This is a genomic window from Bacillus sp. 0102A, assembly GCF_036765155.1.
Classification (GTDB): Bacteria; Bacillota; Bacilli; order Bacillales; family Bacillaceae; genus Bacillus; species Bacillus subtilis_G.
In genome coordinates, this window is sequence record NZ_JBAIZW010000006.1 from 132,475 (window position 1) to 159,036 (window position 26,562).

At 48.0% G+C, this 26,562-nt stretch carries 19 protein-coding genes and 2 pseudogenes; 5 read left to right on the forward strand and 16 right to left on the reverse strand.

Features of this window, described 5'->3' with window-relative positions; translation table 11 throughout:
• Window positions 1-224 precede the first annotated feature (224 nt).
• Both ltaS1 and cypD read right to left on the reverse strand, forming a co-directional pair.
• Window positions 225-2,144 carry a lipoteichoic acid synthase LtaS1 gene (gene ltaS1 / locus V6D41_RS14900; protein WP_333518727.1) on the reverse strand — a complete coding sequence of 640 codons (1,920 nt, stop codon included), beginning with the start codon at window positions 2,142-2,144 and terminating at the stop codon, window positions 225-227.
• Window positions 2,145-2,573: 429 nt separating this feature from the next.
• The gene (cypD, locus tag V6D41_RS14905; protein ID WP_333518728.1) at window positions 2,574-5,759 is read right to left on the reverse strand and encodes a bifunctional P-450/NADPH--P450 reductase; all 3,186 of its coding nucleotides are present in this window, start codon (window positions 5,757-5,759) and stop codon (window positions 2,574-2,576) included.
• A 149-nt stretch (window positions 5,760-5,908) separates the two neighbouring features.
• Here cypD and V6D41_RS14910 point away from each other — a divergent pair, with 149 nt between their 5' ends.
• The gene (locus tag V6D41_RS14910; RefSeq protein WP_333518729.1) at window positions 5,909-6,979 is read left to right on the forward strand and encodes a DUF3900 domain-containing protein; all 1,071 of its coding nucleotides are present in this window, start codon (window positions 5,909-5,911) and stop codon (window positions 6,977-6,979) included.
• 154 nt (window positions 6,980-7,133) lie between these two features.
• Here V6D41_RS14910 and V6D41_RS14915 read toward each other — a convergent pair whose 3' ends face one another.
• The gene (locus V6D41_RS14915; protein ID WP_148963566.1) at window positions 7,134-7,484 is read right to left on the reverse strand and encodes a hypothetical protein; all 351 of its coding nucleotides are present in this window, start codon (window positions 7,482-7,484) and stop codon (window positions 7,134-7,136) included.
• Between the two features lie 94 nt (window positions 7,485-7,578).
• Window positions 7,579-8,688, reverse strand: a complete 1,110-nt coding sequence (locus tag V6D41_RS14920; protein WP_333518730.1) for an FAD-dependent oxidoreductase — start codon at window positions 8,686-8,688, stop codon at window positions 7,579-7,581.
• Between the two features lie 161 nt (window positions 8,689-8,849).
• On the opposite strand from V6D41_RS14920, the gene yetL reads away from it, so the two are divergent.
• A complete protein-coding gene (gene yetL / locus V6D41_RS14925) occupies window positions 8,850-9,353 on the forward strand; it encodes a transcriptional regulator YetL (RefSeq protein ID WP_333518731.1) in 504 nt (167 codons plus the stop codon).
• 22 nt (window positions 9,354-9,375) lie between these two features.
• Here yetL and V6D41_RS14930 read toward each other — a convergent pair.
• The 3 genes and pseudogenes from V6D41_RS14930 to V6D41_RS14940 all read right to left on the reverse strand — a co-directional run bounded on the left by V6D41_RS14930 (window position 9,376) and on the right by V6D41_RS14940 (window position 12,188).
• Window positions 9,376-10,366, reverse strand: a pseudogene (locus V6D41_RS14930) (DMT family transporter).
• Window positions 10,366-11,010: a Bax inhibitor-1/YccA family protein gene (locus V6D41_RS14935; protein ID WP_087992502.1), complete on the reverse strand. Its 645-nt coding sequence runs from the start codon at window positions 11,008-11,010 to the stop codon at window positions 10,366-10,368. Before V6D41_RS14935 ends, V6D41_RS14930 begins: the two are co-directional and overlap by 1 nt.
• 305 nt (window positions 11,011-11,315) lie before the next feature.
• Window positions 11,316-12,188, reverse strand: a complete 873-nt coding sequence (locus tag V6D41_RS14940; RefSeq protein ID WP_333518732.1) for an STAS domain-containing protein — start codon at window positions 12,186-12,188, stop codon at window positions 11,316-11,318.
• A gap of 196 nt (window positions 12,189-12,384) precedes the next feature.
• Between V6D41_RS14940 and V6D41_RS14945 the strand changes: the two genes are divergently transcribed.
• The 3 genes and pseudogenes from V6D41_RS14945 to hmoA all read left to right on the forward strand — a co-directional run bounded on the left by V6D41_RS14945 (window position 12,385) and on the right by hmoA (window position 13,547).
• Window positions 12,385-12,915: a hypothetical protein gene (locus tag V6D41_RS14945; protein WP_333518733.1), complete on the forward strand. Its 531-nt coding sequence runs from the start codon at window positions 12,385-12,387 to the stop codon at window positions 12,913-12,915.
• Between the two features lie 107 nt (window positions 12,916-13,022).
• Window positions 13,023-13,102 (forward strand): annotated as a pseudogene (locus tag V6D41_RS14950) (VOC family protein); the annotation flags it as partial.
• Window positions 13,103-13,223: 121 nt separating this feature from the next.
• A complete protein-coding gene (hmoA, locus tag V6D41_RS14955; RefSeq protein ID WP_148963560.1) occupies window positions 13,224-13,547 on the forward strand; it encodes a heme-degrading oxygenase HmoA in 324 nt (107 codons plus the stop codon).
• 39 nt (window positions 13,548-13,586) lie between these two features.
• Here the strand turns inward: hmoA and V6D41_RS14960 are convergent, their stop codons facing one another.
• From V6D41_RS14960 to V6D41_RS15000, 9 genes are all read right to left on the reverse strand, one after another.
• On the reverse strand, window positions 13,587-14,282 hold the full coding sequence (locus V6D41_RS14960; RefSeq protein WP_333518734.1) for a DUF421 domain-containing protein: 696 nt from the start codon (window positions 14,280-14,282) through the stop codon (window positions 13,587-13,589).
• A gap of 114 nt (window positions 14,283-14,396) precedes the next feature.
• The gene (lplD, locus tag V6D41_RS14965) at window positions 14,397-15,737 is read right to left on the reverse strand and encodes an alpha-galacturonidase LplD (protein ID WP_333518735.1); all 1,341 of its coding nucleotides are present in this window, start codon (window positions 15,735-15,737) and stop codon (window positions 14,397-14,399) included.
• 8 nt (window positions 15,738-15,745) lie between these two features.
• Window positions 15,746-16,633 (reverse strand): carbohydrate ABC transporter permease, encoded by an 888-nt coding sequence (locus tag V6D41_RS14970; protein ID WP_333518736.1) that lies wholly within the window; start codon window positions 16,631-16,633, stop codon window positions 15,746-15,748.
• A 13-nt stretch (window positions 16,634-16,646) separates the two neighbouring features.
• The gene (locus V6D41_RS14975) at window positions 16,647-17,603 is read right to left on the reverse strand and encodes an ABC transporter permease (protein ID WP_333518737.1); all 957 of its coding nucleotides are present in this window, start codon (window positions 17,601-17,603) and stop codon (window positions 16,647-16,649) included.
• Window positions 17,604-17,657: 54 nt separating this feature from the next.
• Window positions 17,658-19,166 carry an extracellular solute-binding protein gene (locus tag V6D41_RS14980; protein WP_333518738.1) on the reverse strand — a complete coding sequence of 503 codons (1,509 nt, stop codon included), beginning with the start codon at window positions 19,164-19,166 and terminating at the stop codon, window positions 17,658-17,660.
• A 122-nt stretch (window positions 19,167-19,288) separates the two neighbouring features.
• On the reverse strand, window positions 19,289-21,862 hold the full coding sequence (locus tag V6D41_RS14985) for an exo-rhamnogalacturonan lyase family protein (protein WP_333518739.1): 2,574 nt from the start codon (window positions 21,860-21,862) through the stop codon (window positions 19,289-19,291).
• Window positions 21,863-21,906: 44 nt separating this feature from the next.
• The gene (locus V6D41_RS14990) at window positions 21,907-23,901 is read right to left on the reverse strand and encodes a beta-galactosidase (RefSeq protein ID WP_333518740.1); all 1,995 of its coding nucleotides are present in this window, start codon (window positions 23,899-23,901) and stop codon (window positions 21,907-21,909) included.
• 5 nt (window positions 23,902-23,906) lie between these two features.
• On the reverse strand, window positions 23,907-24,560 hold the full coding sequence (locus tag V6D41_RS14995; RefSeq protein ID WP_333518741.1) for a rhamnogalacturonan acetylesterase: 654 nt from the start codon (window positions 24,558-24,560) through the stop codon (window positions 23,907-23,909).
• Between the two features lie 139 nt (window positions 24,561-24,699).
• On the reverse strand, window positions 24,700-26,538 hold the full coding sequence (locus tag V6D41_RS15000; RefSeq protein WP_333518742.1) for a rhamnogalacturonan lyase: 1,839 nt from the start codon (window positions 26,536-26,538) through the stop codon (window positions 24,700-24,702).
• Between the last annotated feature and the right edge of the window lie 24 nt (window positions 26,539-26,562).

Here is a 26,562-nt window from a genome sequence, read left to right on the forward strand (position 1 = left end):
ATCTCTATGAATATTGAGTTCGAAACCTGGTAATCTTTACAATCTACCAAGGCGTTTCCCCGATAATTTGTCCACTTCAATACCGGTTTCAAATTCTACTGTAATGATATGAGAGAAAGCCGGCCTTGGTGACCAAATGGAATCTATTTTTTTCAAGTTGGTTATGTAACCAAAAAAAGAGCCTTGAGCGAAGGCAATGTGCCCGCTCAAGGCTCTTTCTCGTCTTATTTGATTTCTTTTTCCTTGCCGTAATGATAGTCAGATGGATCAACGGCTTTGAAATCACTCAGTTTGTGGAATCTCAGCAAGTCTTTGTACAGGACACTGTCTGAAAGGCTCAGCTGCTGGCTCACTCTTGTTTTCAGATTCTTCGTTTCTTCATTCGCTTCCAGTTTTTCACCTGTCTTCGTATCGTAAATGATATTGTCGACTGATGTGTACTTCGGCGTCACGAAGTCGCCGTTTCTGAACGCCACTGTATCATCGTGGTCTTTAGACAATAAATCAGTGCCGAAGTTGATATATTTCTGCGAATCAATACCTTGCAAGTGCAGAAGTGTCGGCATAACGTCAATTTCGCCGCCATACGTATGGTTCACTCCGCCTTTTTTGCCAGGCACGCGGATCATCAGAGGCACGCGCTGGTTCTGCGCGTTTTGGTAATCTGTAATTTCTTTTCCGAGAATCTCTTTCATCGCGCGGTTATGGTTTTCAGAAATACCGTTATGGTCACCGTAAAGCATAATGACTGAATTGTCATAAAGGCCGGCTTCCTTCAGTTCCTTGAAGAATTGCTCAAGCGACTCGTCAAGGTAACGGGCTGTCTGGAAGTAATTATCAACTGTTTTATCACCCGTTGTCGCTTTCTTAATGGTTGCATCTTTTTCATCCAGGTTAAACGGATAATGGTGTGTCAACGTAATCAAATGCGCATAAAACGGCTGTTTAAGAGATTCAAGTTTTGGAATCGATTCTGTAAAGAACGGCTTATCCTTGAGTCCCATATTCACGAGGTTTTCTTCAGACATGTCATAACTGCTTGCGTCGAAGAACTCGTCATACCCAATATGTTTATAAACCTGGTCACGGTTCCAGAATGATTTGTAGTCACCATGCATAACAGCGCTTGTGTAGCCTTCCTTCTGGTCTAAAATCGCCGGAAGCGACTGGTATGTGTTTTCGCCCTTCGTCACAAACGCGGAGCCTTCAGGAAGGCCGAAGATGGAGTTGTCCATTGTCAGCTCGGCATCGGATGTTTTTCCCTGGCCGGTCTGATGGAAAAAGTTATCAAAATACATCATATCTTCTGCGCCGTGTGCGAGTTTATTTAAGAAAGGCGTCACCTCTTCACCGTTCAGCTTATAATCAATCAGGAATGTCTGGAAGCTTTCCAGGTGAAGCTTAATAATATTTTTGCCTTTGGCAGAACCGAAGTACTCGGCATTCGGTTTCGCATAATGAGACGTCGTGTAATTCTCGACACTTGTTAAATCATCGCTGCTCGCGTAGGCTCTTTGCGATTCCGTTTGAGCCGTCTGCACACCGTCATAAATGGTGTAATTGTAAAGACCTAAATATTTCACGATATAATTGCGGTCAAACGTTCTTGTCAGCAGCTGCGGGCGGTCTTTTTCCGCATAGTGCAGGTTGATGAAAAACAGTGCGACCCCGGAAAGGATCACCAAAGACGCAAAGCGTTTTTTCATTTTGTATTCTTTTAATTCAGGTCTCCAGATCAATACCGCAATCAAAATCATAATATCTAAGAAATAGAAAATATCATGAGCGGCCATGATGCTGAAAATCCCGTCTCCCATGTTTCCGACGTTGCCGGACTGTTTAATGTTCGGGAACGTCAAGAAATCGTCAAAGAAACGATAGAATAAAATATTCGCGTATAACACAAATGTCATCACAAAATCGATTATCAGCATGATAATGGCTGATTTGCGCCCTTTCGCAAGCAAAGCCAGTCCTAAAAAGAAGACAGCGCTTGAGAACGGGTTAAATACCAGGAGGATCTCCTGGGTTGTGCCTTTTACCCCTAGGTTAAACTCTGCCTTGTAGGATAAATACGTTTTTGCCCAAAACAGTATAACAGCCAGCACAAAAAAGCTAAGTTTGTAAGAGAAAAGTTTCTTCATAGCAACCTCTACTTTCTTAAACACTTTAAGTCTTTATTCATATTTACCTGCTCTTTATCCTGTCTTCCAATTCCTTCTTTCCAAACAAAATCAAGGCATCACACAACAAATAAATACACCGTGGTAAGACCGGAATATTTATGTTTTGCACCATACCATTTTTATTGCACCTATTTCAGACCAACCATTGGACGAACGAAGCCTTCGTTTCGTTTCACATTTTTTCTCGGAAATAAAAAAGACTTCTTTTGCCATGTGTGCCTTTTAAAAAAGAAATAGATACCGAGTATAAGAATAACATAAACTAGCAAAAACGAAAAATAGGTCTTACGGACAGCCCGCCCTTCAGACGGGCTGTGGTGATTGTATGCGCGATCACAATTTTTTTACAAGGGCGAAAAAAGACTGGATGTCTCCAGTCTTCATGATCTATATCCCTGACCAGACATCTTTAGCATACGCGCCTGTATCCTGCAGATGTTTCAGCCAGTTTTGCGCTTCTTGTTCGCCGGTGCCATGAACAGCCTGATACGCTATTTGCAGTGCGGCCTCCACATCTGGGGCCATTTTGCTGCCGTCGCCGCATACGTAGAGCCTGCCTCCGCGATCAAGAATTGAAATTAATGTTTCTGCATGATCAGCCATGAGATGCTGAACATACGTTTTCGGCATGCCTTCTTTTCTGGAAAAGGCTGTGTGGACAGTGGCGATTCCGTCTTTTTCAAACTGCTCAAGCTCATCCCGGTAAATAAAATCACGATCGTTCCTGCATCCAAAATAGAGATGAGCTTCGCCGAGCGTTTTTCCCTCTCGCTTTAAAGCTGCGCGCGCTTGGAGAAAACCGCGGAATGGCGCTACCCCTGTGCCCGGACCGACCATAATGATCGGGGTTTCCGGGTCTTCCGGAAGCTGAAACCGGGATTCCGGTGTGCGGATAAACATCACGACATCATCACCCGTATGGCGCTCAGCTAAGTCATTTGAAGCCACGCCCCTGTACTCGCCAAGGCCGCTCCATGCAGGACCGCGCACAACACCGACTGTAATGGATGCTTGCTCCGGATTCACCCTTGGCGAGCTTGAAATCGAGTAATATCTTGGTTTTAATGGCCGTAAAAGCTCTAAAAATCGTTCAAACGGCATGTCGCACGCTTCATATTGTTCAAGCAGATCTAGCATGGAAATCCGTTTTTTCAATATGTGTTCCTGGTAGACACCCTCTGCCGCCAGTTCTTCCAATTCGCGTTTATGAGGCGGACAGACAGTAAACGCCGCCAGCTCCCGGATTTGCGCCCTAGTGGCGGCTTCCTGCACCTCGACGCTGTAGCTAAGAAGGTCTTGCAGGCTGACAGGTCGGCCTAAAGGCAAATGCCCCGCACTGCGCCCGCTTGCCGACAGTGTCACTTGGTCGGTTCCCTTCAGACCGAAGCGGTAAAGAATCCGGCTGACATTGGTTTGGCTGTTCCTCGGCAATACGCCAAGATGATCCCCCTCACGATATTCAACCTCCGGCGGCAATGCGATTTCGATATGGCGAGTGCTGCGATCGCTGTCCGCGGACTGGAGTTCACGATTTTCGGCGATGGATGCGTGAACCGCTTCGTACGATCGGGCCAGCGGGGACTCTCCAAGCTCTCTGACAAACTGGAGGCTCAGCGTGCTTCGTTCCTTATCGGCGTTTTCATTAAGCTCCAGTCCGAATGCTTTGATGGCGTCCGCCCACATGCTTTTTTTCCACTCGTCAAGCTGCCCTTCAAAATCACCGCTTACATCACCCTCTCCGCGCGCAGAAAACCGAGTCGCGCCTTTCTCCGCAAGCTGCTCATCAATGAATCTCGGCACGTCCTGATACGTGCTCGCCCAGTTATGATCACCGCAGCCAAATACCGCGTAACGGACGCCCTCAAGCTCACCCGGTTTGATTTCTTGAAGCCACTGCACAAACTGCCTCGCATTGTTTGGCGGTTTTCCGTTATAGGAAGAGGTCACAATGACTACCGCTCCATCTTTCGGGAGCTTTCCAATCTGGTCATTCAGAGGCGCCACTTCAGTTCTTACGCCGTGAAGACTGGCTGTATCGGCAAGCTCCCGGGCGACGCCTTCCGCGGTGCCGGTATCAGAGCCATACAGAACGAGAAGCGGCCGGTTATTTAGGCCGATGACCGATGCGCCCTTTGCTTCCGCTTTCTCTTTTTGCTCATCAGACGCCGCCTTGTCAGCTGCCGGGACGTCGGCATGAATGGCTTCCTGGTTCCGTGTTTGAACCCCGATACGAAAATCGCCCGGCTTGAGTGTCAAGGTTTGCTTGATATCAAGCTCATAATTCTCATGATCAATCAACGTGAAATATTTTAATATCATGCCCAGCACAAGTGTGGCTTCATGAAGGGCAAACTGCATGCCGATACAGGCCCGCTGTCCATTTCCGAACGGTTTGTACGCATGATGGGGCACTTGGTCCTGCTGTTCGAACCGTTCTGGACGGAATTCCTCGGCATCCTCTCCCCAAGCGTCTCGATCTCGGTGAAGCTGCGGAATCAGCACAGAAATTCTGTCTTTCGTCGTAATCGGGTACTTTCCGCCAATGACTGTGTCTTCCTTTGGATAAAGGCTGAAAGCCGGGGCTGTCGGCCATAAACGCAAGGATTCATTTAATATCATCCGGATGTATTTCAGCTCAAGCACTTGTTTGTAGGTCGGCGCTGCATCTGTCAGCACCCGGTCGACCTCTTCATACGCCTTTTTCAGTTTGTCGGGATGATTCAATAAAAAGTAGATCGCAAAGGATAGCAGGCCGCTCGTTGTTTCGTGCCCTGCAATTAAAAACGTAATGATCTGAAAACGGATATTTTCATCGTCAAGCTTTTCTCCGGTCTCAGGATCTTCCACCTTCAGCATGCGGGCGAGCAAATCTTTTTCATCCTGATCCCCATCCGCCTTGCGCTCCGCAATAATGCTGTCGACTAACGAAAACATCGTTTGAATATCATGATGAAATTGTCGCTTTGTCCTCACCATGAGCTTATCTTGAAAATCAAGCCGCTGCATCTGGTGCATCGCTTCATCAAGCGCGCGCGTCATGCTGTTGATAAACGGATGGGGCGTTTCTCTGTAGTAGCTGTTAAAGCGATAGTTAAATCCGCACAGCCCAATCGTGTCCAGCGTCAGCCGCGTCATATCAGCGGGGACATCGACTGCTTCATTCGGATTGAGCCTGGCCCACTTTTGGATGAGCTGAACAGCGATATCGACCATTTTTTCATGATAATCCTTCATGGCCCGCTGGCTGAACGTCGGCATCAGAATGTTGTGCGCTTTTCTCCAGTTAGGCTCATGCGTCCAGCTTGTAAACAATCCGTCACCCGAAAACGCGCGAACCTTCTCCAAGGCGCCTTCAATGCTTTTATCAAATCGCTCTTCATCACAAACCTCCTTCACCAATTCATGACCGGACACCACAATGGTCGTGCCCGCAGGTGTGTGCATTTGAAAAATTGGGCCCTGCTCTTCCGCCAGTTTGATCAGCGAAATCGTCGGTTTGTCTTTATCAATTAAAGGCAGGTTGCCAAGCGGCCCAAACGTCTTCGGCTGAGGAATCGGACTTGTTTCCTTCATCGAACCATTCCTTTCCGTATGAAATGCCTTCTATTTGACTACATTTCCCTTTCATGGTGATGATTATTCCATTCCTCTGATTGACGTATGAACATCGTTTTTTCTATACTTGAGAAGCTGTACAATACGCGAATAAGGTGAGTTCATTTATGGATTTTGAAATTCGATTTTTATCCTTTTATGTCATACAGGTGGAAGGCAAGGATGAGCAGGCGAACAAGCAGTTCAAGCACTTCCAGACCCTTGATACGGGTGAATTTGAAGAAAGCGAGCTGAAGGACTTTCTAGACGGAGAGCTGAAAAAAATCGTCAAACGGAAAGCCGACCGCCATCCGCAGTCTGAGCAGGTGCCGACGAAAATCGGCCATTTTATCGTCGAACCCGGCCACGAGCTTGATTCCAACCCGAACTACAACATGTTCAACCGGGCGCGCCTGGCGGAAACAAAAGAAGACTTTAACGAGCTGAGCGAGCAGTTCGTCCGCACGTACCTCGACACGAGCGCGGTCCGCGGCGGCGTGTTCCTTGTGGCTTCGGCCGTTCCGAGAAAATACTTCGACGAGTCGTTTGTCTTTATTATGAAATGTGATTTCGAGCCGAAAGTCGCTCGCATTTCAGACGCGTCTTCTCTCATTAAAAAAGTCGAAATGGCGATTACGACAAAAAACATGAAAAGCATCCAATACCCGTACATGCCGGAGGAAGGAATGATCGAGGAAGGCGAGCTGAAAATCCACCAATCCTCGCACGCCCGCTATTTCGAGGACTTTCTCAAATTCGTCGAGTACGGCGAATCAATGCCGGAAATTATGAAAAACCAGGTCATGAACATGGTGCAGGAGCACGTCTACGAGACTTTTGAAGACAACAGCGAAGAGCTGAAGCAATTTGAACAAGACATCGAAATTTGGGAAGCAAGCGAAAAACGCGAAATCCAAGAGCGCCTCGACACCCATCAGGTCATCGAAGCCTCCGCCCAAATCATCGAGCACACACCGGAAGCCCAGCTGAAAATGAAAGTCGGAGATACCGAGATTAAGGGATTGCTAGCGGATTTTGGCGAGTCGATTCATCTCGCAAAAGTGAACGGGCGCTATGTCGCGCTGATTGAAGCCGAGACGATTTCGTTTGAGAAGGGCAGTTCCCCGGTGGAGTTTTATAAGCCTGAGGGGCTGCATGAGGTGATTGAGCGGATACGGAGGAACACAGAACAGCAATGATATAAATCTATCAAATTATTTAAAGAAAACATTTTCTATCAAAGATCTATTAAAAAAGGCCGTTAATAATATTTGTTTAATACTTTAAAAGTTAGAAATACTGAATATTTTAGTATAACGCTGCCAGCATTAAAAATGCAGGCAGCGTTATACTTTATCGTTTGACTATAAAAGCTGGGGTTTTAATGTTAAATTTTGCTCCAGAGGCTCTATCAGTGGCTATAAGTCTTACTCTGGCACTATTTTTCCCCTTTTTTAATGACTTCTGATTTTTCAACTTAAACACCTTTGCCGGCGTTGAGTGACTAAAGTAACCCTTTTTCACTTCATTTACAACCCAATCATGACCATTCCACACTTCTACTCTCATTGAGTAGTCAAATGTCGCAATTGAACCTCCACCATATGATGCTACACAATCAATAGATGTTGCCCTCTCTGAATAAGAATCGGCATCTGTACAAATTTTTAGCACATAATCTGCATAATAAGTATTACACGGCATACAAATTTCCCCTTCCTAAGATTATAATTCCACAGCACTACTAATGTATAAATAAATACTGTGTTCATCTATAAGTGGCAAACGTATGACAATTCTAATACCCTTCCCTCAACACCGCATAGCACTCCCCCATCAGCTCTTCCGCTCCCGGCTCTCCTTTCAGCCCGCGGCGGACGATTTCTGAGGATAGGTTCTGGACTTTGAGCGCTCTGGGAGCTCTTCTTTCGTAGTACGCCTGAAATGCGGTTTCGTGGTCGGCGTTGTTTTTGAGTTCTTCGGCGAGGACGATCGCATCCTCGATGGCCATTGCCGCTCCTTGCGCCAAGGTCGGCGCTCCGGCGTGGGCGGCGTCTCCTCCGATGACGACGCGGCCTTTGTACCACGGGTCCTGTACTGCGACCTGCTCCAGCTTGTTAAACATAACAGGATGCTCTTTTGACATATGCTTCGTGACAAAATCCAGCCCCGGAAAGCCAGAGAGAATCTCTTTGACTCTATCAAACCGGGTGTCTTCCTCATCCCAATAATCGCTCGCGCAAGGCTGGAGGACGAAAATATAGCCGGCATGTTCCCCCAAAGGCACAACGCCGATTTGTGTCTCTCCGCTTCTGTACATCAATGTCGCGTCCTCAAATGTGTCATCGGGAAGTTCGATATAAAAGCGGCACGCCCCCATGCCGAGAAACTCTTTTTCTATTTCTTTTTGCAGCATGGCATCCCGTACAATGGAATGAATGCCGTCAAAGCCCGCCAGAATGTCGGCCTGCATCTTTTCTCCATCATCAAATACAGCGGTAACCGCTTCAGGCGTTTCTTCATAAGCCACAATCTTTTTCCCCCACAAGATCCTTGCACCCGAAGCTTCGGCATGCTTGATGAGAATGTCATTTAACGTTTTTCTCAGAATATTATTGCGGCCCGGAAGCTTATCATCTAAGAAAGACTCACTGACTTTGAATAATAGATCCCCCTGCTTATCGAATGTTTTAAACCATGCTGTTTGAAATCCATGCTCGCAGCACTCTTCAAATACGCCCAGCTCCTTTAACACCGCCAGTGCGTTTTGCGGCTGGAGAATCCCTGCGCCGGTCTTGCGGTTTTCTGCAGCCGCTTCACATAAGGTGACGGAAAAACCTGCTTTCCCGAGGGAAATTGCCGCTGACAATCCGCCAATTCCGCCTCCCGCTATCAAAATATGTTTCATATGAATAACCACCTTTTCAGCTCTATATATGTAGTTAGGCACCTAACCATATTACCTTACTATGCCCCAAGAAAATCTGTCAATCATCTCCAAGCCAAGTTGCGTTATGATTTTTCCTCCTATATAATCGTGTCACAACGAATGTACGGGAGCTTATTGTGATGGAATTAAAACATTTACCGAAATATAAGCATATAACAGAACATGCCGAGACGTATGCCCATATAGACGCCGGTTCTCTTGAATTGTTTTTATCTCTTTTTGACATCTCCAAAAAAATGAATCATGTGATGGAGCATTACTTCGCGGGCAGCGGGCTGTCTGAAGGAAAATTTAAAATCCTGATGCTTTTGTTCGACGCAAAGGACCACACGTTAAGCCCGACGGAGCTCGCCAAGCAATCAAACGTCACGAAAGCTACGATTACCGGCTTGCTTGACGGACTGGCCAGGGACGGATTTGTCCGCCGCAGGCATCACACCGAGGATAAACGAAAAATGAGTATCGAGCTGACAAAGGAAGGCAAAGAACGGCTGGAGCAATTTCTGCCCGGCCATTTCAGCAAGATTTCCGCTGTCATGGAAAACTACAGCGACGAGGAAAAAGACATGTTCATGAAGATGCTGGGTGATCTGTTTGAAAAGCTGAGCGTGTTTAAAGACTAAAAAACCCGTCCGACCGGACAGGCTACAGCGTCTTTTCTTTTGAAGCCGGATACGTATCCGGCTGTTTTTTCTTTATGACCGTAACAAATATGCCGCTGATGACACATACAATGCCGATCAGATGCACTAGCTCAAACGGCTCCTTCAATATCACACCTGACAAAATGACAGCGGAGACTGGAAGAACGGATGTGAAAATGCCCGATACCCCCGCCGTCACCTTCGTCACTCCGCTATACCATAAGTAAAACGCCAAAACGGTGACAAAAAGCGCGTAATACAGCACATACGACCACTCCAAAACTGACGGAACGCTGAAATCAAATGAAGAGGCCTCAACCAAAGCAAACGGGAGAAAAAACAGGAAGCCGAAGAGCGATACGAAGGTTGAAATCGCCAATGCCGAAATATGCGGAGACAGCAGCTTGGCCATCAATGTAAACAACGCTTCGCCTATGACTGCAGCAATGATCAGCATGTTGCCAAATAAGGCGTGCGGCGTCCCGTCTTGGCTCCCTGTCCCAAACAGATTAATCGCCATTACGCCGCAAACAGCCAGAAAAATGCCGATCAACGTCTTTTTCTCTATTTTTTCTCTCAGGAGGAAAAAGGATAAAATACCGATTACCATCGGTGTTGTGCTTGTCAAAATGCCGCTTTCCGTTCCAGTCGTATATTGAACCCCATACAGCAGGAAAATACTGAACAAAAACACGCCTGTGAATGATTGCACCAGCAATACAAGCACATCTTTTTTCGTCAAAGCCGGAAACCCTTTTTCAATGCAAAACAGCAGCGTCAGCAATACGATATCAGCCAGCAAAAAACGCAGCCCCGAGGATAGAAAGACCGGAATGCGCTCGACCATCAGCTTGCCGACGACGACAGAGCTGCCGACGATTGCCATGGCTGCTGCCAAGGAGACATAAGCGCCTAGTTGTTTTTTCATCATCACTTCACCTGCCTTTTTGATGTATGGAAAAAGCGCCAATCAATGACAGGCGCTCTCTGATTAATCATCGCTGCTCAAAATGCCGAAGAAGCGAAGCAGGTTGATGAATAGATTGATAAAGTCAAGGTACAGCGATAATGCCATAACCGGAATTAAGTCTTCCGTAATATGGCGGTGTTTGATTTGGTTCAAATCATACAAAATGTAAAGGGAAAAGACGATGGTTCCGATCACGGAATACGCCATCATCGCCGCTGAGTTTAACGGACTGAAAATGTTGAAAATGCCGACCGCTACAAGTGCGAGCACGGCAACCAGCAGAAATGACGACAGGAAGGATAAATCCTTCTTCATTTTCGCGCCGATTGTGCCCAGAACAGCAAAAATGACAAATGTAGAACCAAAGGCTTCAAGCACGACATAGGCGCCGGCGATGGAAGCGTAGTGGCTGACGATCGGAAATAAGGTAATGCCGGAAACAAACGCGAATGTATATACAAACGCATACCCAACCGCTTTTTTTCTGCGCATCCAGAAGGCCAGAATAATCATTCCCACTTCAAGAATAGAAAGCGGCAGCATCAAAGCGGCAGGAACAAATTGGCCGATAAAAAGACCGACAGTCGCGATTAATAATGTGAAAACAAAGACTGTCAAAATACGCTGCATGATCGATTGCTTACTCTCGTGAACCGTAGCTTGCATGTCAAAAATCCTCCCAAAATATGATCTTAAAGGTCTATTATATAAAAATTGGATGAAATATGTATGTGTTTTAAGGAAAATTTAAAGAAACCAAACGCCTTTACGCCAAGACTTCCTTCTTTCCTTTTCAGCGAAAAACAGTGCTTTTGATTCGAATTTAGAGAATTATGCTGTAACATTGCCAAAATCGAGCGCCTCCATCGGGCTGATGATTTTTTGCACTCCTTTCGGATCAATGGTTGATTTTGAAAGCCAAAAGGCATATGATCATCCGTTGGCGGACAATCATATGCCTGAACAACTTCCTATTTGTTTTCTTCTAATTGCTCCACAATACAGCGGACGCCCATGTTTTCTAATGCCTGCTTCAGCGTGCCGTACGTTTCGTATTCACTGAAATCAAGCCCCAATTGAATCGATGTCTGGGCCACATCCGGGCGAATCCCTGAAAATACAGCTTTTACGCCTAGTAAGAAAAGTGTTTTTGACAAGTTGTACAGCTGCTGCGCCACCATGGTATCCACAATCGGAACACCCGAAAGATCAACGACAAGGCTTGTGATTTTTCTCTCGATACAGCTGACCGGCACTGTTTCTAAAATGACCTGTGCCCGTTTTGTATCAATCGAGCCGATAAGCGGCAATATCCCGATTCCATCAGCAATGGAAATCACCGGGCAGCCCAGCTCAGAAATCAGTTCCTGCTGAGACGTGAGCCTCAGCAGCATAAATTTTTGATACTGCTCGGAAAACTCAATAATCAGCTTATCGAACGACTGATTCACAATCCGGTTCCATCGGTCGGCATCCTGATTTGTGACGATATCCGGATTCTCTTTTATAAACGAAACGACTGCGCCCCAGAATGAGACTCTGGAGTTTGAGATGGCTTCTACAACCTCATGCACCTGAACATCTTGCTCTACCCTGTTTTTCGCAACGGTTAGCGCCCATTTTGCCAGATTTTTTTGAAACTCGGTTTGATCCTCCAAAAACGCGCTTGCGATTGTGATATTGGTAAACGTATGCTGCTCGGTTAACTGCTTTTTCATTTCTTCACTTAAATTGTCGGCGGAATATAGCTCACCTTTCAGCTGACATCGTAAACTGAACCATTTCTCAGTAATATCCGCAGTGTTGTCTATGATATATTGATATAATAATTGATCGATATTCACGGTCTGTCTCCTTTTTCATAGTAGAAGCTCTTTTATTATAAAAGTATAAATCGGAATTGTGAATGGGACTAGGGAAAAATGATATGATTCTACTCCCGGAGCGCATTCCAATTTTATCCATAGGCGAATGCACCAATCTAAGTCCGCATGCATAAACTGCAAATGTACAGTTTACAATGAGAAAGGACGTTATCACATGTATTATACTGATCCTTATATGTTTGCCGGGCATTTTTATGAACCTTGGCCTGTTTTTGAATATGAATACCGTTATCCAGATGGTTATCCATGGTCTGGCATTGGCGGGGGCTCCGTTCCCGGCATTGGCGGCGGTGCTGTGCCTGGTATCGGCGGTGGCTCCGTTCCCGGCATTGGCGGCGGTGCTGTGCCTGGTATCGGCGGCGGCTCCGTTCCTGGCATTGGCGGTGGTGCTGTGCCTGGTATCGGCGCCGCGCCGCAGGGTCCCCCCCCTTCAAAAAAGCCGGCGAAACCGAAAAAGCCGCAGAGCGCTCAAGTAGGCACTTATTTAGTTGAGCCCGTTGCCATTCAGCCATGCCTCTTCCGGTTTACCTATGTTTGGTTAACCAACGGCAGCTCATTCTGGTTCTACCCGATTATCCTTGGCAGAAGATCCGTCGGCGGCTTTTATTGGGATTCTTACCGGCGGCGCTGGATTTATTTCGCCTTAGATACAAATTTAATAGATGTTGTAAGCTGCTCGTATTAATCGAAAAATCAGCCTGTTTTGCCGGCTGATTTTTTATGTTGTTCATCTGGTAACAGGTATCGTATAACGATCTTACAAATGAGAGGTTTCCCTATGATCAAACAACTGTATATGTTGAAGACCGCAAAAGGCGAAGCAAATTTTGGCGGAGAAGGTTGGCTTCGATATGGCGGCGGACCACCCGATGCAAACTGGCTTGAAAGAATAGCGATGCGGCGGGGGTTCTATTCGGCCGTGCTCTTTCTTTGACATTGAGAATGAATTTCATTTACAATCATTCATATATGAGAATGATTGGAGAGAGACAGATGTTTGTTCAGTTGAGAAAAATGACGGTAAAAGAAGGCCATGCAGACAAAGTAATCGAACGTTTCAGTGCTGAAGGAATCATTGAAAAACAAGAAGGTATAATTGATGTAACAGTGCTTGAGAAAAACGTCCGCCGCGGTGATGAGGAAGTTGTTGTCATGATTCGCTGGGAATCTGAGGATCACTGGAAGCAATGGGAAAAAAGCGATGCGCATATCGCCGGCCATAAAGCGAACAAGGGCAAACCAAAGCCTGATTATCTGATCAGCACTGAAGTGAGCATGTATCATGTAAGAGCTGTTAAACAAGGGACTCATGAATAATGAAAAAAGCTTGCACGAGCTGCAAGCTCTTTTTTACGGTCATGACGAACTGCCTTCTCTATATGTGGTGACATAAAGCGGCTGGTCGGCTTGCCACTCCGCGTATAGGACGTCCTCAGCCTTTTCAACTCCTTGCTTTTGCAGCGATTGCTTCAGCCATTGTTCATCCACGCCTGCTTCCGCCAGGTTATCATACACAATCTCCCCATCAAGAATTAACGTAATCGGCAAAGACACTTCCTTTATCGGAAGGTTCATATCTTTTCTGGTCGGTTTACCGAAATCGGCTTTCGGGAGTACACTGATCATTCCGTTTGTTTCCAGAATCGCATATTCCACTTCCTGAATCGAAAAACAGCCTTCCTGCCTCAGAAGGCTTTGCAGCTGGTTAATATCGAGCTTGTTTTTCTTCAGCATCTTGTATTTCACTTTTCCTTTATGAATCACAATATTCGGTTCGCCTTCCAGAAACTTTCTGGTTCCTTTTAGTTTTTGTGTAATCAATTCAATTAAATAGATAAGAAAGCCCCATAGGAGTGAAGCAAAAATAATTTCTTTAATTTTGATTTCATGATCATAGACGGCATTTCCGACCAGTTCCCCTAAAATTAAAGCGGAAATAAAGTCAAACGGGGTGAGTTGAGAGAATTGGGTTTTCCCAAGAAACTTCAAGATGACAAATAAAATACCGAGACCGCAAACTAATTCTATTGCTACATCTAAATAATCTCCCACTGTTGATAGCACCTACTTCTTAAAAGCTACTACCATTATAGTCAAGTGCCATCTTTCTAAACCGGAACTGCTGATTTCGATAAAAAAATCAACCCATTCGCTGGCTGACGTTTTTCACATTATTTGGTGCTTTTCCAGCATGTTATCAAAAAGCTGTTCTGCATCACTGCGGTCAATCGTGACAAGCGGGTCATTGAGAAAGGCCTGGAAAGCAAGCGCGCGATTCCTTGTTAAACCGGCTTCCGCCACCGCCTCCTGATTGGATACGTGCCTCGTCGCAATCATTTTCACACCCTTTGGCAGCGCTCCAGAGAAAATCGGCTGGACGCTGTTGCGGGTAATCAAGGCGTTCGTTTCGACAATCGCTTGTAAAGGCAGATTGGAAACTTGGCCTTGGTTCGGCGCATTTACATTCGTGACAAGTTCACCCAATCCGAGAAGAGCCGCTACGATGTTCACCCCTTCTTCTCCCGAGGCCTTCCCGTTAACGCCCCGTTTTTGCGCGATCAATCGTTCTGTTTCTTTTCGTTTCTCCTCTCTGTCTTGTTTTCTGAATGATATAGGTGTGAGATGAAATTTCCATGACTCAGGCTGTTTGAGGTAAGGGCCGGGAAGAAATTCCGCCAGATGCCTATCACCCGCAGCAGGGATGGCGCCATACGTTTCAAATAAATCAAACGCCACACGGTGCGCCGACCGAAAGACGCTATCCCTCCAGCTTTCCCCCTCCAGCTCATATCCTGATTCTCCATAATGTGCGCTGAATTCATGAAATATAGGCAGCAGGTCAATATGGCGGTAAGAAGCTTCCGTGATCCATGTGAAATGGTTAATGCCCAGGACATTGACGCGGATATCTTCACGCCGCAGCACCTCTACTCCGAGCCTTTCTTTGACCATTTCCGCCAGCAGCTTTTGCGTGCCAAATACCTCGTGACAGCAGCCAATCGCTTTGATGCCGGGAAACACTTTATACAGCACTCTTGTACAGACAGACATTGGGTTTGTATAATTTATGACCCATGATTCTGGCGCGTAGTCTCTTATTGCCCGGGCAATTTCCGCAAACATCGGAACAGCCCGCAAGCCTCTGATAATCCCGCCCGGCCCGACAGTATCTCCGACAGACTGATAAATGTCGCAGCGCTCAGGCAAGTGGACATCGATTTCCATATCATTCAGTGAACCCGGCAAAATCGAAATCATGACGATATCCGCGCCCGATAACGCCTTTTTCAAAGTGGAAACCGCTTCGTACCTCCATCTGCCGTCTCCACTGTGATTGCCGATCACTTCATTTTTCTGAGCCGCTTCAAAATCAAGGTCATAAAGCGCCACCGTGCCTGACATCCGTTCATCAATCGACAGATCACTCATCAGGCTTCTGGCCCAGCCTTGGGATCCCCCGCCGATATAGGCGATTTTAATTTGATCTAACGTACTGATAGGAAACACTCCCTTTCTCAACCTTTCACCGAACCAATCAGCATTCCTTTTGCAAAGTGTTTTTGTAAGAATGGGTAGACCGCCAAAATCGGAAGTGTCGCAATGACAATGACGGCGAGTTTAATCCCCTGCTCCGGCGGGACGGTATTTTGCATCGTATCGCCATTGGTCGCCGTTAAATCCGATAAGATTGTGACTTGGCGAAGCACCATTTGCAGCGGCCATTTTGCACTGTCATTGATATATAAGAGGGCGTGGAAGAAATCATTCCAAATCCCGACCGCATAAAACAGCGCAAAAGTCGCAATAACCGGCTTTGACAGCGGCAGGGCGATCCGCCAAAAAACGCCGATTTCTGAACAGCCGTCCATTTTTGCCGATTCCTCCAGCTCGCGCGGCAGCTGCTGAAAGAAGTTTTTAATAATAATAAGGTTGAACGGATTAATCGCCATCGGCAGAATCAATGCCCAATACGTATCCAAAAGGCCAAGTGATTTCACAACAAGGTACGTCGGAATCATGCCGCCGGAAAAGAGCATAGAAAAGATCACCAGGTTCAACAGCAGATTCCGCCCCTTCACATGCCGCTTCGCCAGCGGATACGCCATCGTAAAGGTGAAAAACAGCTGCACAGCCGTCCCGACCACGGTGATGAAGATGGAGACGCCCATGCTTCGGATGAACGTCGGTGTCGAAAACACATACTTGTAAGCATCAAGTGTAAAGGTTTTCGGGAAAATAAAGAAGCTGCGCTGGGCGAGTTCCGCTTCTGTCGCAAAGGAACCGGCGATAATATACAAAAACGGCAAAATGGTAATCGCGCCGACTCCGCCGAGAAACAGATAGTTGCAGACGTCAAACACCCGTCCGGCTTTTGTGTTGTGCATCGTGTGAATGTCAGTCATACCTCTCCCTCCTTTAAAACAATCCTTCCTGATCAAACTTTTTCGCAATGTAATTGGCGCCGAAAATCAAGATAATCCCGACAACCGATTTAAACAAACCAACCGCCGTGCTGTAGCTGTACGCGCCTTGGGTAATCCCCATCATGTACACGTACGTGTCAAAAATGTCAGCCACGCTCCGGTTGAGCGAGTTCGTCATCAAATATACCTGTTCAAAGCCGAGATTCAAAAAGCTGCCGATTCTTAAAATTAACAGAACGATAATGGTGCTTCTGATCGCCGGCAGCGTAATATGCCACATTCTCCTGAACCGGCCCGCTCCGTCCATAATGGCGGCTTCATACTGCTCCTGATCAACTGTCGCCAGCGCGGCCAGAAATAAAATCGTACCCCAGCCCGTCTCCTTCCAGATGCTTTGCATCACAATCATCGGCCGGAACCAGTCCGCATCCGATAAGAAGGAAATCTGCGCACCTGTCAGGCCCATGATAAATTTGTTGATCACACCTGTATCGACAGTAAAGAAAACAAAGGTGATGCTGACCACAATTGTCCATGACACAAAATGAGGCACGTAAATAAAAGTTTGGATGCACCTTTTATACACGGCCTTCCTCACCTCATTCAAAAGCAAGGCCAAAATGAGAGGCGCGGGAAAGGCAAACAAAAGATCCAGGCTCGCCAGCATAAGAGTATTGCGCAGCAGCCGGAAAAAATCCGGATTCATAAAAAAGTCTTTGAAATAATCAAAGCCGACCCATTCGCTTTTCCAGAAGCCGAGATAAGGCGAATAGTCTTTAAATGCGATCAGTACACCCCACATCGGCAAGTATTTGAATATCAAAAAATAAAGCAGGCCGGGAATAAGCAGAAGATAAAGCCATTTGTCCCGTTTGAACGCAGCCATCCAGCTGATGCCTTTTCCAGCAGTGAGAACAGGTGAATCTTCCTTCTTCGGCACAGTTTCCATATCTGTTCTCCTTTCGTGATACCGGCGCTCCCGCCGAACGGCAGGCGCATCGGTTTATTTTGTCGATTGATACAATTTGTTCAAGTCCTTCATCAGTTCATTGCCGCCGCTTTTTTCCCAAAGCTCCACCGCATCCCCGAACCCTTTTTCATCAATTTCTCCGATGATAAATTGCGTTCTCGCGTCGAGAATGATGTTGTCAAGCTGGGCTCCTTTTTGGGTATAGACATCAGATACAAGCGACTCAGCCGGATTAAAGACGGCTATTTTTTCTCCTTCGGTTATAATGTCCTTGCGATGCTGGAAGAGCTTTGTTTTCTGGTCTTCGATGTAATACTCGCTTTTCGGAATCGACATGCTGAACTGCGCCAAGCCTTCATGCTCATAAAGAAGGGATTTGTTGTTTTTTTCAAGCGAGGTGAATACGCCGTCCTTGAGCTCATAATTGCGGCCTTCCACTCCGTTGTTCGTGAGAATCTGCGCTTTCTTATCATTCATTTTATCGAGGAAGGACAGCACCTCTTTCAGCTCTTTTTCGGTTTTGACGCTTGATTTTGGTATCGTGATCATCCCTGAATAGCCGGATGTCGGGAAGGTGCGCTTGCCATTCGGTCCCTCAAGCGAGCCGACAATATCAATCACATCCTTGTTCGACTCATCTGCCTCCTCCATCGCGCTTTGAATTTGAGATGCTCTGGAGCCGGTATCAACGATGACACCCGCTTTTCCTTTCACAACCGGATCATTCCACTTCGCTGAATCCATGACCGCAAAGTCCTTATTGATTAAACCATCATCATAAAGCTTTTTAAAAAACTTGAGCGCATCCATGTATTCCTTCGTTGCAAAATCAGGAATCAGCTTTCCGTTTTCAACGCCGTAGCGGTTCGGAGCGCCGAACCAGATTTGCAGAACATCCCACGGGCTTCCGTTGCCGAGCCCCATCCATTTCGGCACGGTCATGCCGTACGTATCATCCTTGCCGTTTCCGTCGGGATCTTTTTCCTTAAAGGCTTTCAGCACTTCATAAAAATCATCAAGCGTTTCCGGCATTTCCAAACCGACATTTTCAAGCCAGTCGGTTCTGATGATCATACACGCTCTGATCAGGTCCCTCGTTCGGTAGATTCCGTACACCTCGCCGTTCACCGAGCTGTTCTTCAAAATCTTTTCATCTGCCTGACTTAAATTCTTGTAGTCTTTTAAATAAGGAGACAGCTCCCAAAATGCCCCTGCTTTGACAGACTTGATAAAGCCGGCTGACTTATCTTTAATCACAATCGCATGAGGCATCTCTCCGGAGGCCATGACGATGTTGAACTTGTCGTTGTAGGATGAATCAGGCACCCACGTGACCTTAATCTCTTTGCCTGTGTATTTTTCGAGCGCTTTTAATGAAGGGCTCTTTTCACTCGGGCTTTCCGGCGATAAGAGCGGTGCCATAATTTTAATCGTGTCTTTCGTACCGCCTGCTGAACTGGATGTTTCCGAATTGCTGCATCCGGCGATCATCATGGCAGCGAGCGGCAAGGCCAGCCATTTTTTTCGCATTCTATTTTTCATGATGCGTAAGTCCCCCTTTTTTCCATTTTGCATTTCCCCTTTGCCCTTCTTAATATAAAGCGCTTACATTAATACTTGCAATCTTCATTTTTTGCATCATTTCTCCTATGAAATTCCGGCTGTTATCCTTTTTTGCCGAATGTATCTTTTTTTGCGGGAAGGGAATCTCCAAGCAGTTCCAGCGCCGCTATGACGTTTAAACACCATTGAGAGACGGTGTTGGTTGTCACCCACGGGAGCTCCTCCAGCTGCGTCCATGTCTCAATGCACTCTGGTTTGATCGGAAGCGGCGTATGGCTCAGCTTATCATCAAGCAAAAGATTCCACGCCTTGGCGGCGAGATTCTGATCCTGTTTGTTTCTCGCCGCATAGGCTGTCATGGCAGCGGCGAACATCGGCCAGTGAAAATGCCCGTCATGAAGCGCGCCTCCGCTTTGTTTCCGTTTTTCTTCATCACTGAGTGTGTAAAATTCGCCGAATTCACTCAGCATTTCCTCCCATTCCCGGTCATCAAGAAGTTCAGCCAGCTCCATCCACACTTGCGGCGCGCCGAAGGCAATGATCATATGATATCCGCCCGCTATGCCGTCGCCCATATGATGAAGCATCGAGGTCGCCGGATCATATTTAAATGTCGGGCCGGATAATAAGCGGAGCGGCAGCCGCTTCAGACAGCTGATGCCCGTTTGGATTTTCTTGAGATAATCTGGATTCCCGGTTCGCTCCCATTCCGCCAGCCAGTTCGAGCAAAACGCTGCCCAGTCAGGTCCCGTTCTGGCGTGGGTCGGATGCTTGCCTTTCTCGTAAAAAGCGCGCATCGGATCGGTTTTGACGAGGGCGTAATCGGCGTCCTTCACTTCTGTCAACAAATCTCCCGTCCGCTCATCTCCTGTCAGATAATAATAGAATTTATAAAGCCCAGCCATGCTGATCCTCGCTTCCTTGCAGCCGCATCCCCAATGCACAACGTTATGCCGTGAGCCAAGACCCGCGTATTCACCGAGGTGAAAGCTGTCCGTTTCGCTCGTGTGGCGGGTCATGGCTTCTGCCATGCGGTAGATATCCTCACTGCCTGAGCGGAAAAACGCCTGCCACAGCCATAAGGTCGGAACGAGCTCATTGTTTTGCCATGCGTATCCGCCGAGATCATAGCGCCACATATGCCGGATCGGATCATACGTATGCATGACATCGCCATAATGCCAAAACCCGTACCACCTGCGCTGCTCGACTTCCTTTTTGTAAAATCGAAAGGCGGCGTCGAGCTGTTCTTCCAGTTCTTTTTTGAGCGGATGGGAGGTGTCGATGACACTCCAAACCCCTAGCGCTTTTGACTCGTAATAGACGTCCGGCTCGCATACAAGCAGCGGCGGCGCCTGCCATTTGTCAGCGAGCGCATTGAGGGCATCCTCAGACGGCATGCGCGAAAAACACGACAGGCTGATTTCATTTGTGTTGGCAATGCCGGTCGGGTCAGAACGCATTTCATCAAAGCCTTCATACGCGTTGGCCACATGGGTGTTTCCTGTATAATGCCGTAAATCCATCGCTTCTCCGTCCGGGGGCCAAAGCCAGACGGTCATTTTTGGATGGCCGCTGGCGAGACCTTTAATTTCCAGTGATGACGGATATTTTTCAAAAAAATACCGCAGGCCGAGAGCCATGCCGCCATTTTCGCCGCCCGCATAGAAGAGCCCCTTCGCCCGGCTGCCATGCAGCATGCCGACCCACGCATAGTCTTTTCCGGTCCGTTTTGACAGGCTGCAATGATCGCTGGAATCCTGAACGATTTTGACATCATTCCAAACCGCGTTCTGTGTGCCGTGAGCAAACCATTCTTTATGCTCTTCACTTGGTAACAGCGTTTTGCCATTGATTTGCTTTTGATAAAGCGGATACCGTTCATTAAATTTACGTGTGCCAAACAGCTGGGCGGGTTCTTTGTACATCCCTTTCTCTCCCGCAAAACGGAAATGGCGGTTGTACGGCTCCCCTTCCAGAAAAAGATCAAACACGATGCCGAGCCCTTTAATGAATTCTTGTTTGCCATTCCTGTCGATCAGCTGCGTGTGCACGATGCCGATCTCAGAAAGCCCGGCATAAAACGTCAATCTGACCACAAACGGCAGCCATTCCTCATTTGTTTTTTGAAGGATATGCACACCCTCTATTTTGATCACCGCTTTGACAGGGCCTTGCTTCTCAAACACCGCACGTTTGATGAGGCTGACAGACGTTTCCTGAAAAAGAACCGTTTCCGCCGCCGACTCCCGTCTTGTTTCTCTTATGGCAACGAGCCTCCCGCCTGCGGCGATCGGCTTTCCGTTGATCTGCAATGATTGAATGAGATCCGAGCCTGTTTTATGAATGGTACAGACGAGCGTTCCTGTATCCACTTGGATGTCATGCTCTGACTCATTGATGCTGAGCATTTCGTCCGGCTCCGGGCCTTCTCCTTTTTGCACTGTAAAGCTTTGATGTTCCTGTCCACCGAACACCGCCGCGTGCTTCGTCCACTTGATGCTCCCGTCCGGCCAATAGGCCGACGGTTCGCTTTGCACAAATTGGCTTTCCGCCTTTTCATTCACAAGCGCCAGAGGGTCATCTTTTTCCAATTCTCCTTTTTTCCATGGCACGCCCCATGTTACACCGCTTGTCACCTTCGGCTGTTTTGATAACCATTTGATCTTTTTCATCAGTTCCCTCCCTCCATAGAAAAAAGCTGATTCGATGCAAAGAATCAGCTGTGATTGTCAAACTGAATCACACGGTATTCATGCGGTCCGATCGCCAGCCTCCCCGCTTTCGCCGAACGGTTCGTCAACAGATCCGTTCCCGCTTCAGGCAATGTCACGCTTCCTCCTTTTCCATCCATATTGACGATGATCCACACAAGGCCGTGATCGCCTTTGCGCGGGGCAACGATCGTGCCGGGTGTCACATCCGACCGAACGGAGATGGCTGCTTCCGCCGCGTAATGCCTGACGAGCGCTTCCAGCATCGCATCCCCTTCTTGACCGGATGGAAGCGATCCAAGCATGACGATTTTCCCTTTGCCGTGTTTCCGTTCTGTCAGAAACGCATGGCCTGCTCCCGGTCCTGATTCAACCGTGCCAAGCGTGTTTCCGCTCTCTGTATCAAACACCGCGCTCCACAGCCCGAGCGGCGCAGTGATGCCAAACGCTTTTCCTGTATTCACGTTCTCGTTCATTGGAAAGGTATATAGCGTTTTGATCCCGGCTGTTTTCTCAAGTTCTCCAAGCCCGCAATCCGTATGAATCGTATGCTCACTTGTGCGCCCGCCTGTCAGCGGCCCGGCGATCCAGATGCCTCCCGCTTCAGCGAATGCCGAAGCTTTGTTGATAAATTCGGAAGACAGATACGGCACAAATGGCGTAAACAGCAGGCGGTAGCCGTCCAGCGGAGCGCCTTCCGGAATGAGGTCACGGTGAATACCCGTGTGGAGAATGCGTTCATAAAAGTGCGTCACAAGCGAACGGTGCTGGAGTCCCCGATGAGGCTCTGTTTTGATAAAAGCTTTTGCTCTGTCGGAGTATGTCATCGCCGCCTCGGCTTGAACAGGTTCGGTCGATAGAATGATTGATTCGATTTCCTTTCTTGCCCGCTCGACCGCCAGCACATTTTGGTAGCCAACGGTCGGTTCACCCCAAGCACTCAGAACCGAACCGTGTGAAATCTCGCTGCCTGAACGCTGCTGGCGCCACAGCCAATAGCAAAAACCCTCGCTTCCTAAGGCGTAGGAAGATACGGCTTCGGCCTGTAAATATCCGTCAGCATGCGGAAAAGCGGAGCTTTCAAGCGAGGCAGCATACGACGGACTCGTTTCCAAAATCCAAAACGGGCGACCTTGTTTCAAATTCCTCCACAAATCACAGTTCAATAAAAAGGCAGAGGCGTTTTCCTGCGAAGCGTACGTATCATAAGAGGCAAAATCGAGATTCTGAAAGATCCGCTCATTGTCCACGCTGAACATGACAGAGCCGTTATGCGTGATCGGCGCATCCGAATAGCAGCGGATCATTTTGGCCTGTTCATCCGCAAATAAAGCGATCATCTCCATCGAAAACAGCTGATACATTGTGCGCAAGGAGGCGTGATGCAGAAACGGGGCCGGCCCCGGCTGCGGCACTTGCTCAAACGTCTGGTACGTTTCGCTCCACACATCGGTTCCCCACGCTTCGTTTAACCGCTCAATCACGCCGTAACGGTTTCTGAGCCAGTCATGCCATAAACGCAAGCACGTCTCACACATACATTCTGCGACATGGCATTTAAACTCATTGTCCAGCTGCCAGCTGATCAGTCCCGGGAGCTCGCCAAGCTCCTTGGCGATGCTTGTGGTGATGATGGCGGTTTTTTTTCGGAAATACGGGTTGTTCGTACAAGCATGCTGACGGGAGCCGTGCCCCATGACCTCCCTTTTTTCGTTTACATGCATACGCTCCGGCCGGCCGTGCGACAGCCAAATCGGCGGTGTAGGCGTCGGCGTGCACATGATCGTTTCAATTCCGTTATCATACAACCGGGTGATGATCTCTTTGAAAAAACTGACGTCAATTTTTCCTTCTTCCGGTTCCATGACGGACCAGGCAAATTCGCCGATCCGCACAACATTCACGCCAACTTCACGCATGATGTCAATGTCCTGCCGGATCGTCTCTTCATCCCATAATTCCGGATAATAGCAAGCACCGTGATACAGTTTTCTCCTCACATTTTTCACCCTTCTTTGATGATCGATTCTGTCAGTGGCAGGCCGAGCTCCTTTATGCCTTTTGCCACAAGTTTCGCCATTTCATTTGCGCCTTTTTTTGTAAAGTGCGTGTAATCGTTAATTCCTTCTGACACCATAAAATAGGTGTACACTTTTTCCTCGCCCTTCTCGGTAAAGAAAGCGAGGCTTTTGGCCATCAGATCAATGAGTTGGACATTCTCCTCAGCAGCCGTCTGCTTCATGGCAATGCAATAATCAGGAAAGTCGTTCAAAAACACGCCGTTTTCGTAATGAAAGCGGGCCACAGGGGTAATGAGAAGCGGATGGGCGCCTTTTTCCCTTGCGCCGGCGATATACTGCTTTAAATATTCTTTGTAGGTGGTATAGGGCTCGGTGTAGCGCTCCGGCTTATTTTTCGACGCGTCATTATGGCCCATCTGCACAAAAAGCCAGTCATCAGGCTCGATCACATCAAGGATCGCCTGAAGCCTGCCCTCTTCCACAAATGTTTTTGAGCTTCTTCCCCCGATCGCTCTGTTGATCACTTGAATATGCTCCGGCAGATGTGAGCCGAGAAACTGCCCCCAGCCCCCTTGATTGGTGCTGTCTCCATACCTTTGAACCGTCGAATCGCCGGCAAGATAGATATGATTTGCCATTTTCTCATTCCCCCTCGTTTTTTTCGTTTTAATATGATTTCGATTATGGTCAGAAAACCGGTGCGTGCAACGCCTGAACCTGCCCGTACGCCATCCTTTCAAAGCGACCAGCTTTTGCTTTGTATACGATACGTTCTTCCTATAGCCGCGTCTCCGTTTTGCTTCCCGCTGTGTACAGGGCGGGCTTCGGCGGTTTTTTCATTCCCGTTCCAAGATAAAAACCCGTGTGCGGCGGCTGGTTGTAGGCGGTGTTCTGCCAAGCGATGCCGAGCCTGTAAACCGGATCATGCATCAGCGTGTAAAAACGATGGCGGGTGAGATGTGTCGTTGTATAGATGCGGAGCGCGCTGCTGTCTTCCGTTCTCCATATCACTTCTTCCCGCCAGTCTCCGAACAGGTTGGCTTGAAGAACAGGATTTCCCTTTGTGCCGTTGTTAGACAGCACGCCGTCCGGCTGAAAAATTGTTTTCAGACAGCGGTTTTCAGCATCCCATTTTTCAATCTTCGGCTTGCCGATTGTTCCGTCCCAGTCATGATCGAGCAGTTCCCTGACCAAGTCGCCGTCCCACCAGATGGCAAAATTGGCTGAGGCGGGCGCTTTGTCGCTGATTTTTTCTCCTTTGCTCGTAAAAAGCCCATATGACATTCCGTCATTGCCCGGCGGATCAATTCCCCAGACGAGCGATCCTTTGTAGTTTGGATCAATATGGGCCGCCATGCCTCTGCCGACATCTGTCCCGGCATGAACGCCCCACAAAATCTCGCCGGTTCCGGCATCACGCAACGACAGTCCATACGGCTTCGAGGCATCCTCATGCACCTGAAACACTTCAAGCCCTTTTCGGGACGGATCCAGATCCCCTACATGCATCGCGTCTCCGTGTCCAAGCCCCGTTGTGTACAGGCCTGTGCCTTCATGATCAACCGCCATGGCGCCGTAAATGATTTCATCCTTTCCGTCTCCGTCGACGTCCGCCACACTCAAGCTGTGGTTCCCCTGCCCTGCGTACGCTTCATGGCCCGGCTGATTGGAGTCAAATATCCAGCGTTTTTTCAGCCTTCCGTTTCTGAAATCGTATGCTGCGAGCACCGCTCTCGTATAGTAGCCGCGCGCTATCACGAGGCTCGGCCGCTCCCCGTCCAAATAAGCGATTCCGGCGAGAAAACGGTCCATCCGGTTGCCGTACCCGTCTCCCCAATCTTCCAGCTTGCCGCGGGGCGGTTCATATTCCACGGTCGTGATCGCTTCACCGGTTTCTCCTTTAAACACCGTCAAATATTCCGGACCGGACAGGATTCTGCCCTGTTCGTTCCTAAAATCGGCATGTTCATCGCCAATGACGTTTCCTTTCCCGTCTGTTGTGCCGTCGGCTGTTTTCATGGCGATTTCTGCTTTTCCATCACCGTCCAGGTCATAGACCATAAACTGGGTATAATGCGCGCCCGCTCTAATGTTTCTGCCGAGGTCGATGCGCCACAAAAAGGTGCCGTCCAGTTTATAGGCATCTATGAGAACATCCCCGGTATATCCGTCATGGGCATTGTCTTTGGAATTGGACGGGTCCCACTTCAAGATGATTTCATATTCTCCATCCCCGTCCACATCCCCGACACTGGCATCATTGGCGCTGTATGTGTACGGCTTTCCGTCCGGCGTCACACCGCCTTCCGGTTTGTTAAGCGGAACCTCTAGGACATTTTCCCGCCAGACCGGAGCTTCTTTGGAACGCTTTTCTTCCCGTCCTTTATTAACAGCCGCGACCTGATAAACAGATTCCTCTATGCCGTTTTGATCGAGAAAATTGGTGCTGCCAGCGATCGGCTCCCGGGTGATCCGCTTTCCATCCCGATATAGGTGAAAAGATGTCGTCTCATGATCCGTTCCAAGAAAACGCCAACTGACAAACACGCCCTGCTCTGTCTTGACCGCAATTAAGCCTCTTGTCAAGTATTCCATTTGCCTCTTTTTTGGCTTCATTTTAATGGGAACGGGCTGCGCGCA